The organism is Clostridium sp. Cult1 (genome assembly GCF_021655095.1).
Classification (GTDB): Bacteria; Bacillota; Clostridia; order Tissierellales; family Tepidimicrobiaceae; genus Schnuerera.
Map to the genome: position 1 here is coordinate 1,014,960 of NZ_PPXW01000001.1, position 12,215 is coordinate 1,027,174.

Consider the following 12,215-nt stretch of genomic DNA (forward strand, 5'->3'; position numbering starts at 1 on the left):
TTAAAACCTCCTATTGTTCTTTATCTCCTCCAAAAACTGTAAATAATTTTCATATCTTTCTACGCCTATATTTCCAGCTTCTACCTGTTTTTTCACTTCACAATTAGGTTCTCTATTATGCAAACAATTAATAAACTTACATTTATCATTATGATCATATATCTCTATAAAGTATTTGCTTAACTCTTCCTCTGATTCTACAAAGTTTAAATTTAAGGAGCTAAACCCTGGAGTATCAAGTACATAGGATTGGGAATCTATCTCAATCAGCTCAACATGACGAGTAGTGTGTTTTCCCCTTGTAGTTTTTTTACTTATATCTCCTGTCTTTAATTCTAATCCTGGATGTATCTCATTTAATAAAGAAGATTTCCCTACTCCTGAAGGTCCTGCAAATACAGTAATATTATTCTTTAAAGTTTTCTTTAAATCATCTATTCCCTCTCCAGTTCTTGTACTTGTTTTAATTATTGGATATTTAGTTTTATTATAAATATTTTCGATGAAATAAACTTCACCATCTGAGCTTAAATCTATCTTATTCAAACATATTCCTATATTTAAACTTTGATGTTCTGCCATAACTATAAACCTATCTAATAACCAAAAATTAATATCCGGCTCTTTTATACTCATTACTATAATAGCCTGAGTAACATTAGCTACGGGAGGTCTTATTAATTGGGATTTTCTTTCCATTATTTTTTCAATATACCCTGTATTATCTTCTTCACTTATACGTATCAATACATTATCTCCAACTAAAGGCGTAATATTATCTTCCCTAAAAACACCTCTAGCCCTACACTCATAAATACCTTCTTGAGTTTTTACATAATAAAATCCACCAATCCCTTTTATAATAATACCTTCTATCATATAAAACCTCCTAACTGCCGGGATGAACTATCTCATCTATATAAATTCCATCATAGTAAATTTCAAATATGGAACCAACTTTACCTTTGACTGGTATTTCTATAGTTTTGCCATTTATCTTATGAACCTTGTTATATACAGTTTCTCTACTTTCGTCTTGAATCCTTTCTACTCTAATCTCTACCTCCTCATTTTCACTGGCAGGTGTTAAACTAATCTTGAAAGGTATTTCCTTATCTGGCTCTGGTTCAGGCTCTTCCTTAGGTCCTGTACTAACATAGATATCTATGGCAGTATTGTTTTCTATCTCTGTTCCAGGTTCAATACTTTGCCAAAATACAAAACCTTCTTCATATTCATCATTTGGCTCTTTTTTAACATTATCTAATGCTAACCCATATGCTATTATAGCATTTTTAGCTTCTTTTTCACTTAATCCAATAAGCTTTGGCATTACAACTAATTTTTTCTCAGGTCCTTGACTAACTACAATATTAACTTTAGTTCCTTCTTCCACTTCTGTATATGCATCAGGACTTTGACTAATAATAATATTTGCCTCTACAGTATCGCTATATTCATAATCAACAAGACCTTCTATTAAATTCACATCCTCAAGTAGGTTATTCACTTCGTTAATATTTCTATTAACTAAATTTGGTACCTGCACTAGATTGCTTCCTTTACTAATGGTAACTTCAATAGTATAGCCTTCTTTTACTTTTGTTCCAGCTTTAGTTCTCTGATTGACTACCTGATCTTTTTCAAACTCATTATTGTATACCTCATTTACTATACTAAACTCTAATCCTAACTTTTCAACTTCTTCTTTTGCTTCATTCTTATACATTCCCTTTAAATCAGGCACCACTACTTCCGAAGATATAAAATAATCTTTAAGTTTGAAAAAGCCTAAAGCTAAAGAACTTACCACGATAAAAGCTAATAATATAGCAAGGAATACTACTTTTAAACCTCCATCTCCTTGACTTTTTTTCTTTTTCTTCTTAGATTTTTTCATATTATTCTCATCCCCACTTTCTACCGCTGGTATTATTTGTGTAGGTGATTCGATTAAGCTAGTATCTTCTAAAAGTAAATCCTCATTTCCGTATTTAACTTTTTTTAAATCTGTCAATAACTCACTAGCAGTGCTATATCTATCTATTTGACTCTTCTGAACACATCTCATTATTATATTCTGTAAGCTTACAGGTACTGTACTATCCATTTCTCTAGGAGGAGTAATATCTTCTTGAATATGTTTTAAAGCAACTGTAATTGGACTATCTCCTTCATAAGGTACTTTTCCAGTAATCATTTCATACATAACTATTCCTAGAGAGTATATATCCGACTTTTCATCTGTATATCCACCTCGTGCTTGTTCTGGCGAAAAGTAATGAACAGACCCTATAACATTAGAGGTATTTGTTACCGTAGAAGCTGTAGCAGCTCTTGCAATACCAAAATCGGTTACCTTTACTCTCCCATCTTCAGTTACCATTATATTATGAGGTTTAATATCCCTATGGACTATGTGATTTTTGTGAGCATGTTCCAATGCCTCTGCTATTTGTATAGAATATTCTATAGTTTCATCGACTGTAAGTTTGCCTTTTTCTTTAATAACATCCTTTAAAGTCCTTCCCTTAATATATTCCATAACAATATATTGAATTTCATGCCCATCATTTTCATCCACTCCTACATCATAGATATTCACTATATTTGGATGAGATAGACTTGCTGCAGCTTGAGATTCTCTTCTAAACTTTTTTATAAATTCTTCATCATTGATAAATTCGTCTCTTAATATTTTTATTGCAACATATCTATTTAAAAGTCTACATTTTGCTTTATATACGAGGGCCATACCACCTCCGCCTATTTTTTCTATTATCTCATACCTATCACCAAGTACAGTTCCAATCATGTTTTCACCCCACTTTACTAAAATTTAATTGCTAAAACTGTAATATTGTCAAAACCACCTTTGTCATTAGCAGTTCTTACTAATTCTTCGCATACCTTTTGCATATCATGACATTTATATAAATACTTTTCTATTTCTTCATCCATTACCATATTGGTTAATCCATCAGTACACAATAGGAGTATATCATCTATTAGTTTTTCTTGTATTATTAAATCGGATTCAATCTCTTTACTAGTACCCACGGCTCTAGTAATAATATTCCTTTGAGGATGAATTTTCGCTTCTTCTCTACTAATACTTCCATTCCTTATTAATTCTTCTACTAAAGAATGATCCTTTGTTAGCTGAGATAAGACACCTTTTCTAAATAAATATGCCCTACTATCACCTACATGACCAATGAATATTTTTTTGTTTTTCTTATAGGCTAAAGTAACAGTAGTGCCCATACCTGAAAACTTTTCATCTTCTAAAGATTTATTATAAATTTCCTCATTAGCTTTGCTTATGGAACATTTTATTATGTCTTTAATATCATTATCATTTAAACTCGATCCTACTAAATCCTTCTCTAAATTAGAACTTATTATCTCAACTGCCATATTAGATGCAATTTCTCCAGCTTTATGCCCCCCCATACCATCTGCTATAATAACCAATGGATGTTTACTTAATGAAGAAATATAATAAGCATCTTGGTTAATATCTCTGATCTTTCCAATATCTGTCTTTACGCCAATCTCCATAAAAATCACCTCACTGAAAAGTTCTTGTGTCTTTATCTCTAATGTAGCTTCTTCTCAATTGCCCACAGGAAGCACTTATGTCACCACCCATCTCTTTACGAATGGTAACTGGTAATTTTGCCATTTCTAAACCTCTTTTAAATCTTTCAACATATTTCTCTGATGGTCTATGTTGTTTAAATTCTGCTATGGGGTTTAAAGGTATTAAATTGATATGACAATTTAAATCTTTAAGTATTACAACTAATTCCTCCAAATCCCTATCTCTATCATTAACACCTTCAATTAATGTATATTCTATAGTAATTCTTCTATTAGTTTTATTAAAATAATATTTACAGGCTTGAATTATTTCATTAATTGAATATTTGTTGCCAATAGGCATAATATTCTTTCTTACATCATCCCAAGGGGAATGAAGTGATATGGATAAAGTTATGGGAATTTCTTTATCTGCTAATTGATAAATTCTAGGTACCACCCCGCATGTAGATAGAGTTATATTTCTATAACTTATGTTATGCCCTTTTTCATCATGGATAATATTTAAAAAATTTAAAGTATTTTCATAATTATCTAAAGGTTCCCCACTTCCCATTAAAACAATATTGCTAATCTTCTTATTTAGATCCATTTCCATATTATATATTTGATTAACCATTTCGGAAGAATTTAGGTTTCTAATAAACCCTTCTTTAGTAGATGCACAAAAAGAACAACCCATTTTACAACCTACCTGGGTAGATATACAAGCAGTTAAGCCATGCTTGTATTCCATGACCACTCCTTCTACTATATTGTCATCTGCTAACAAAAATAAATATTTTTTTGTATTGTCTATATTAGAATCAAATCTTTCTAAAACTTTAGTTCTATTTATTTTTCCAATTTTTTTTAGCTTGTCCCGCAAGCCAATGGAAAATACAGAAATATCTTCTATGCGTTTACCGTAATTATTATGAATAAAAGTAAATAGCTGTTCTCCTCTATAACTCTTTTCACCAATACTAACCATTAACTTTCTTAATTCTTCTAAAGTTAAACTATTTAGCTCGATTCTATCCAATAAATTCACCTCATGTTATTCCTAATTTCATATTATATCATACTAGACTAGATTTTAACCATCCTTCTTTTGAATTCTTGCAATAAAAAAGCCATCCATACTATGTATATGAGGAAAAAATTGAACATAACCATTCTTAACAGTATTCACATTTTCTTTATAATCCAGTAGATCTTCAAGTTCTGTTAAGACAAAGTTTTTATTTTCCATTAAAAAACTATTAACTATATCTAAATTTTCTTCCCTTCCAATAGTGCAAGTACTATATATAATTATGCCTCCAGGTTTCACATAATGTTTAGCATTACTCAATATTTTTGTCTGAATCTGTACAAGTCCTTTAATATCTTCTTCTTTCCTATTCCATTTAATTTCAGGTCTTCGTCTAATTATGCCTAATCCGGAACACGGAGCATCTACTATACAATAATCAACTTTCCCTAACAAAGACTTATCTAACTCCAAAGCGTCCAATATTTCCGTTTCTATAATACGAACACCTAATCTTGTAGAATTTTCTCTCACTAAATTCAATTTATGATCATATATATCCCTACTTATAATCTTTCCTTTATTGCCCATTAATTCTGCCATATGAGTTGATTTACCACCAGGTGCACTACATAAGTCTAGAACTAGACTACCTTCCTTTGGATTGGCTATCTGGCTGACTAACATACTGCTTTCATCTTGTATAGTAAAATACCCAAATTTAAATTCTTCTATTTCTGTAATCCTAGCTGGGTTATCTACTATTATTCCATCTCTAGCATATTTAGTTTTATAAACAATATAACCATAATGGGATAAATTCTCCATTAACTCATCCCTATTGGTTTTAAGCCTATTAACCCTTATATTTAACTTCGGTTTTAAATTATTATACTCACATATCTCCTTAGTAAAATCATACCCATATTCATTGATCCATCTTTGGATTAGCCATTTAGGATGAGAATATTTAATAGACAAATAGTTAATTGGATCTTCTTCTTTAACCTTCATCGCTTCTTCTTTATTTCTTGAAAAATTCCTCAATATACCGTTAACAAAACCACTAACTCCTTTATGTCCATATTTTTTTGATAGGGTAACAGCTTCATTTACAGCTGCCCTATCTGGGATTTTGTCCATAAATGCAATTTGGTATACTCCCATCCTCAAAATCTCCAAAATAGCAGGTTGAATCTTTTTAATCTTTATCTTAGATAATTTTGATATAATAATGTCTAAATAAAGACGATTTTCTATTACTCCATAAACTATTTCCCTTATAAAATTTTCATCCCTTATATCTACTCTATTATTTAAATATTTATTAATAGCAAAATTAGAATAAGCTCCTTTTAAATTTATATCTATCAAAATATTTAGACATATTTCCCTAGCATTCATATGAAACTCTCCTTATAAAATATTTTGCCTGGACTTAGCCAGGCAAAGTGTTCAATATTAAATTTCAAGCTAATCTCTTCTTCTACCAAATATAGATAGGAGCCTTAATAATTGAGCCAAAGCAACTAAAGTAGCTGCAACATAGGTTAAAGCAGCGGCACTTAAAACTTTTTTGGAAGAATCTATTTCATCTCTATAAACGATACCATTTTCCAATTGATATAAGGCTCTTCTACTAGCATTAAATTCTACTGGCAACGTAATAACTTGAAACAAAACTACTGCCACATAGAGTAATATTCCCACTTCTATTAAAACAGGACTTATTACAAAACCCAGCAATATTAAAATCCAAACAAATCGAGAGCCGATACTTGCAATAGGTGCTATATTATTTCTTAAAATAAGTGGAAAATATCCTTCACCATGTTGAATTGCATGGCCTACTTCATGGGCAGCTACAGAAACTGCAGCAACAGACCTGCCATTATAAACATTATTCGATAACCTGATAACTTTTGTTCTAGGATCATAATGATCTGTTAGATTCCCTCCTATAGGTTCTACCCTAACTTCCTGCAGTCCATTCCTATCAAGTATCATTCTTGCAACTTCATATCCAGTATAACCAGAACGGCTCTGTACCCTTAAATACTTATTAAAAGAAGAAGAAACTTTTAATTGAGCATACATAGCAAATAGCAAAGCTGGCATTAAAAGTAAAAACCAAGAACCTCCAATTCCGCCATAGTATCCACCATAATATCCTCCATACATAATATCCCCTCCTGTAATCAAATCTATACTAGCCTAATCTTACATCTGAATCCAAATCATTTCCTCTTAAATATTCATGCACACTAAGTTTTTTCTTCCCAGGGAATTGTAACTCTTCTATAACAACGCAAGAATCAGAACAATTTACATATATTCCATCATCCGATACTTTTACAATTATCCCATTATCATCCTGAGTAAATTTTTCTACAACCCTAGCTCTATGAATTTTAACTTTTTCCCCTTTATAAACCATATAAGCAGAAGGCCAAGGTTTAAGGCCTCTTACTAAGTTTACGATATTATCTCCATTCTTATTCCAATCTATTTTTCCAGTTTCCTTAGATATCTTTGGTGCATAAGTAGATAATTCATCAGATTGTGATATACTAGTTATGTTACCCTTTTCTATATCCTTTAATGTTTCAACTATCAATCTACCACCCAATTGAGATAATTTATCATGGATTGATTTCGAATCATCATCAGCCCTAATTGGTATGAGTTCAGATTTAAGCATATCTCCTGTATCTAAACCTTCATCCATTTTCATTATGGTTATTCCTGTCTCCTTCTCTCCATTTATTATAGCCCAATTAATAGGAGCTGCCCCTCTATACTTAGGCAAAAGAGATGCATGTATATTCAAACATCCAAATTTAGGCAAATTCAATATTTCTTCTTTCAATATTTGACCATAAGCCACTACAATAATACAGTCTGGTGAAATATCTCTTAGTTTGTTTATAGACTCTATTGAATTTATAGAATCTGGTTGATAAACCTCTAATCCTAATTCTAAAGCCTTTTCTTTCACTGGTGTCGGAAGCAACTTTTTCCCTCTTCCTCTTGGCTTATCTTTTTGAGTGATTACCATAGAAATATTATATCCATTCTTGCTTAAGGCTTCTAAAGACGGGACTGCAAAGCTGGGTGTGCCCATAAATACGATTTTCATACTATCACTCCGTCCTATTCTTGATCATCTTCAGGTACTATTTCTTCAATAATCTTATCAATAAATAGTATTCCATTTAAATGATCTATTTCATGGCAAAGGGCCTTTGCCAACAACCCTGTGCCCTCAATGGTTTTTTCTTCACCTGTTTCGTCTAAATATTTAACTTTAACCCTTTCAGGCCTTTTAACTGTTCCAGCTCTATTGGGTACGCTTAAACAGCCTTCTATGTCTATATATTCTCCTTCAGTTTCTATTATCTCAGGGTTAATTAGCTTTATTGGGCCATCACCTATATCTATGACCACAACTCTTCTCAAAACTCCTACCTGAGGAGCAGCCAATCCAACCCCTTTATTTTCATACATAGTATCTACCATATCTTCTATTAGGGTTCTTATTCTTTCACTTACTTCAGTTACTTCTCTAGATTTCTTTCGTAAAATTGGATCTCCTACATATCTAATCTGTCTAATTGCCATATTTATTCCTCCTATAATATTGAATTAGGGTTAATATCTATATTGAATTTAACTCCCGTTAAGTTAATTTTATATCTATTTAATATACATACCCATTCTATAATCTCTTTTAACTGCTCTAAATCTTCATCCCTTGACTTAATAATTATTTGATATCTATAATTATTCTTTATCTTTTCCAAAGGTGCTGGAAAAGGGCCTATAATATTTCCCATTAATCCGTTGAGTCCATTACCTTTCAGTGTATTTATCAAAAGCCTATAAACTTCTTGAGCTACTAGGCTAATATGTTCATTATCTTCCCCATATGCTACTATAGATATTAGGTTAATAAAAGGAGGATAGTTAAATTCCTTTCTTAAAAGTATTTCCTCATTATAAAAAGACAAATAATCATGATCTTTGGCATACTGAATGCTGTAATGATCGGGATTATAAGTTTGGACTATCACCTTACCTTCAAAATCACCTCTTCCAGCCCTCCCTGCCACCTGAGTAATAAGTTGAAAAGTTCTTTCAGGTGATCTAAAATCAGGAAGGTTTAGACTAGTATCAGCAGCAATTATTCCAACTAAGGTAACATTTTTAAAATCCAACCCTTTTGCTACCATTTGGGTACCTATTAATATATCAATCTTTTCTTCCCTCATATTATTTAAAATTAATTCATGGCTACCTTTTCTACTAGTAGTATCCATATCCATTCTTTTAACTATTGCTTTAGGAAAAACTTTTTTTGTAAATTCTTCTACTTTTTCAGTTCCTATTCCAAAATATTTAATATATTTACTCCCGCAAACTGGACATGTTTTAGGCGGGTTAGTAGCTAAACCACAATAATGACATTTTAATTTATTATCTTTTAGATGGTAAGTCATAGTTATACTACATTTATTACATTTTACTACATATCCACATTGCCTACAAGAGACGAAAGTTGAGTGTCCTCTTCTATTTAAAAATAGTATAGTTTGTTTTCCTGCTTTTAGATTTTCATCAATTGCGTTATATAAAGATCTGCTAAATATGGATTTGTTTCCTGAGTTAAGTTCTTCTCTCATATCCACTATTCTAACATGAGGAAGTGCTTTATCTTTTACCCTTTTCTTCAAATTTAATAATTTTATTTCTCCTTTTTTACTCCTATAATAAGATTCGATAGATGGAGTAGCTGAACCCTTAACTAGAAATGCATCTACCTGTTCACATCTTTTCTCAGCTACTTCAAGGGCATCATATTTAGGATTCATACTAGATTTATAAGTAGATTCATGTTCCTCATCAATTATTATAAGTCCTAAATTTTGAAAAGGTGCAAAAACAGCCGAACGAGCTCCTACGACGATCTTTACCCTTCCTTCTTTTATCTTCCTCCACTGATCAAACCTTTCACCAAAGGACAATTTGCTATGGAGCACTGCCACATTATCTCCAAACCTTCCAACAAACCTATTAATAGTTTGAGGAGTTAAAGCAATTTCTGGTACAAGAACTATAGTTTCTTTGTCTTTATTAATCATCTCCTCCACTAGTTGGAGATATATTTCTGTCTTGCCACTTCCTGTAACACCATGGATTAGAAATTTGTTCATCCCTTTATTATTACCAATATTTCCTAGTATAGTCTCCACACAATATTTCTGTTCCAAGGATAACTCATGTTTCCTATAAGGCTCTATATCCTTTTTAATGGGAGTTCTATAAATCTCTTTATTAAAAATTTTTATTACACCTTTATTCTCTAAGGCTTTTATAGTAGAAAGGGAGCTATTAGTTTTAGTCATCAATTCCTTTATAGAAACTTCATCTCTAACCCATAAAAATTTAGCAATTGCCTGTTGCTTATAGCTTCTTTTCCCAATTATATTTAATATTTCATCAAAAGAAATAGATCTATCTTTAATAAAGGCATATTTTTCGTACTTTTTTTCAATTGTGGTTTGAACCTCCAACGAAGTTTCAATTATCCCTTTCTTCTCTAATTCCTTAATGGCCTTATTAAAAATTTTATTTTTAACCAAACCTTTCAATATCTCCAGTTCCATTTTACCATTTTCATCTTTTATTAGGTCAATAATATATCTTTCCAACTGGTTTAAATCCTTATAGGTTCTAAGGCTTATATTTTTTAAAGTAATATTGGTTTTAACCTCTTTAAAATCTCCAGGAGGAAGAACTGTTTGAAAGGCATCAATATAAGGAGATAGATATTTCTTAGACATCCATAAGCTTAAATCTATCAATTCTTTAGATATAAGGGGTTTATCGTCAATAATATCTATAATCTTTTTTAATTTGTATTTTTTTTCATAATTGTCCTGGATTTTTATGACAATACCCTTAATGACTCTATTCCCTATACCAAAGGGTATTAATACCCTCATACCTACCTCTATTAAATCCACCATATCTGAATCAATTAAATATGTATACGGCTTGTCAGTACTTGAAGCTTTATTATCTATAATCACTTGTGCATATTTATTACCCATAAAATCATTCCCTCATATTGATTAAATATTAAAAGCTAGATATTGATCCTAATCTAGCTTCTAGTGTTTATTAAATCTTTAACTTTATCAATTATTATTTTTGCAACTTGCCTTTTGTCTAAAATAGGATAATCTGTAACTAAGCCATTCTTATCTATAATGGTAACCAAATTAGTATCAGTTTTAAAACCAGCCCCATCTTTGGAAATATCGTTAGCTACGATAAAATCCAAATTCTTTCTAATTAATTTATCCTTAGCATGCTCAATAAGGTCATTGGTTTCTGCTGCAAATCCAACTACTATTTGGTTTTTTTTCATTTTTCCAAAATGGGCAGCAATATCTGGGTTTCTAATATACTTGATATTTAGCTCATCTTTTTCTCCTTCTTTTTTCTTTATCTTAATATCACTTACAACTTCAGGCCTATAATCTAAAGGTGCAGCCGCTTTTATTAAAACCTGACACTGATGGAATTGCTCTTCTACAGCATTAAACATCTCCCTTGTCGTATCTACTCTGATAACTTCTACTCCCATAGGTGGTTTTAAGGTTGTGGGCCCAGTTATCAATATAACTTCTGCCCCCCTATTCCTAGCCTCTTCTGCTATTTTATATCCCATTTTCCCACTTGAATGATTAGTAACATACCTTACTGGATCTAAAGGTTCTATTGTCGGACCAGCTGTAACCACAATTTTCTGTCCTATTAAATCCTTATCATAAAAACTATTTACAAGATACTCAACAATATCAATTGGCTCAGCCATTCTTCCAGGACCATAAGTTTGGCACGCTAACATGCCTATCCCTGGTTTAATAAACTCATAGCCTAAACTTCTTAGATAATCCATATTTTTTTGAACAATTGGGTTCAAATACATATTAGTATTCATAGCTGGAGCAAATACAACTTTTGACTTTGTGGCCATAATAGTTGTAGTTAGCAAATCATCAGCAATACCATTGGCAATCTTTCCAATAATATTTGCGGTCGCTGGTGCAATTAAAAAAGCATCTGCCTTTTCCGCTAAAGAAATATGTTCAACATCATAATTTCTTGGTTCTTTAAACATATCTACATAAACTGGATTTAATGCTAGAGTTTGAAAGGTCAAAGGTGAAACAAATTTTGTAGCATTTTCAGTCATAATAACTTCCACATTAGCATCTTGCTTTTTCAATTTACTTACTACATCTACTACTTTATAGGCAGCAATACCAGCTGTTACTCCAACTATAATGTTTTTATCTTTAAGCATCCTTTCACCTACTTAATCCCCTTAATTTCAGGTCTTGTGTATTTAATCTTTCTTTCGATTATTTCCTCAATAGCAATACTTACAGGTTTTGTTGAGGATGTTTCAATTAGTGGTCTAGCACCATCTACTAACTGTCTTGATCTTTTAGCTGCTAACATGACCAAGGTATATCTACTATCAGCAATATTTGATAATTCATTTATTGATGGGTTATACATT

The 12,215-nt window shown here is 31.4% G+C and carries 11 protein-coding genes; all 11 read right to left on the reverse strand.

Annotated features, from left to right (window positions below):
- Entirely contained in the window at positions 1–879 is an 879-nt protein-coding gene (rsgA, locus tag C3E89_RS04930; protein WP_236911364.1) for a ribosome small subunit-dependent GTPase A, read from the reverse strand.
- 10 nt (positions 880–889) lie between these two features.
- Entirely contained in the window at positions 890–2,815 is a 1,926-nt protein-coding gene (pknB, locus tag C3E89_RS04935; RefSeq protein WP_236911365.1) for a Stk1 family PASTA domain-containing Ser/Thr kinase, read from the reverse strand.
- A gap of 17 nt (positions 2,816–2,832) precedes the next feature.
- Positions 2,833–3,564 carry a Stp1/IreP family PP2C-type Ser/Thr phosphatase gene (locus C3E89_RS04940; RefSeq protein WP_236911366.1) on the reverse strand — a complete coding sequence of 244 codons (732 nt, stop codon included), beginning with the start codon at positions 3,562–3,564 and terminating at the stop codon, positions 2,833–2,835.
- 10 nt (positions 3,565–3,574) lie between these two features.
- Positions 3,575–4,630 (reverse strand): 23S rRNA (adenine(2503)-C(2))-methyltransferase RlmN, encoded by a 1,056-nt coding sequence (rlmN, locus tag C3E89_RS04945; RefSeq protein WP_236911367.1) that lies wholly within the window; start codon positions 4,628–4,630, stop codon positions 3,575–3,577.
- A gap of 54 nt (positions 4,631–4,684) precedes the next feature.
- On the reverse strand, positions 4,685–6,025 hold the full coding sequence (gene rsmB, locus C3E89_RS04950) for a 16S rRNA (cytosine(967)-C(5))-methyltransferase RsmB (RefSeq protein ID WP_236911368.1): 1,341 nt from the start codon (positions 6,023–6,025) through the stop codon (positions 4,685–4,687).
- Positions 6,026–6,094: 69 nt separating this feature from the next.
- Positions 6,095–6,802 carry a zinc metallopeptidase gene (locus tag C3E89_RS04955; protein WP_236911369.1) on the reverse strand — a complete coding sequence of 236 codons (708 nt, stop codon included), beginning with the start codon at positions 6,800–6,802 and terminating at the stop codon, positions 6,095–6,097.
- A 28-nt stretch (positions 6,803–6,830) separates the two neighbouring features.
- Positions 6,831–7,760 carry a methionyl-tRNA formyltransferase gene (fmt, locus tag C3E89_RS04960; RefSeq protein WP_236911370.1) on the reverse strand — a complete coding sequence of 310 codons (930 nt, stop codon included), beginning with the start codon at positions 7,758–7,760 and terminating at the stop codon, positions 6,831–6,833.
- A 14-nt stretch (positions 7,761–7,774) separates the two neighbouring features.
- Positions 7,775–8,242, reverse strand: a complete 468-nt coding sequence (gene def, locus C3E89_RS04965; RefSeq protein ID WP_236911371.1) for a peptide deformylase — start codon at positions 8,240–8,242, stop codon at positions 7,775–7,777.
- Positions 8,243–8,253: 11 nt separating this feature from the next.
- The gene (priA, locus tag C3E89_RS04970; protein ID WP_236911372.1) at positions 8,254–10,734 is read right to left on the reverse strand and encodes a primosomal protein N'; all 2,481 of its coding nucleotides are present in this window, start codon (positions 10,732–10,734) and stop codon (positions 8,254–8,256) included.
- Positions 10,735–10,787: 53 nt separating this feature from the next.
- Positions 10,788–11,996 carry a bifunctional phosphopantothenoylcysteine decarboxylase/phosphopantothenate--cysteine ligase CoaBC gene (gene coaBC, locus C3E89_RS04975; protein WP_236911373.1) on the reverse strand — a complete coding sequence of 403 codons (1,209 nt, stop codon included), beginning with the start codon at positions 11,994–11,996 and terminating at the stop codon, positions 10,788–10,790.
- Positions 11,997–12,004: 8 nt separating this feature from the next.
- Positions 12,005–12,214 carry a DNA-directed RNA polymerase subunit omega gene (gene rpoZ, locus C3E89_RS04980; RefSeq protein WP_236911374.1) on the reverse strand — a complete coding sequence of 70 codons (210 nt, stop codon included), beginning with the start codon at positions 12,212–12,214 and terminating at the stop codon, positions 12,005–12,007.
- Position 12,215 lies beyond the last annotated feature (1 nt).

Coding starts and splice junctions, on each gene's coding strand:
- pknB (WP_236911365.1), bottom strand. CDS start 2,815: ATGATTGGAACTGTACTTGGTGATAGGTATGAGATAATAGAAAAAATA.
- rpoZ (WP_236911374.1), bottom strand. CDS start 12,214: ATGTATAACCCATCAATAAATGAATTATCAAATATTGCTGATAGTAGA.
- rsmB (WP_236911368.1), bottom strand. CDS start 6,025: ATGAATGCTAGGGAAATATGTCTAAATATTTTGATAGATATAAATTTA.
- fmt (WP_236911370.1), bottom strand. CDS start 7,760: ATGAAAATCGTATTTATGGGCACACCCAGCTTTGCAGTCCCGTCTTTA.
- rsgA (WP_236911364.1), bottom strand. CDS start 879: ATGATAGAAGGTATTATTATAAAAGGGATTGGTGGATTTTATTATGTA.
- C3E89_RS04940 (WP_236911366.1), bottom strand. CDS start 3,564: ATGGAGATTGGCGTAAAGACAGATATTGGAAAGATCAGAGATATTAAC.
- def (WP_236911371.1), bottom strand. CDS start 8,242: ATGGCAATTAGACAGATTAGATATGTAGGAGATCCAATTTTACGAAAG.
- C3E89_RS04955 (WP_236911369.1), bottom strand. CDS start 6,802: ATGTATGGAGGATATTATGGTGGATACTATGGCGGAATTGGAGGTTCT.
- coaBC (WP_236911373.1), bottom strand. CDS start 11,996: ATGCTTAAAGATAAAAACATTATAGTTGGAGTAACAGCTGGTATTGCT.
- priA (WP_236911372.1), bottom strand. CDS start 10,734: ATGGGTAATAAATATGCACAAGTGATTATAGATAATAAAGCTTCAAGT.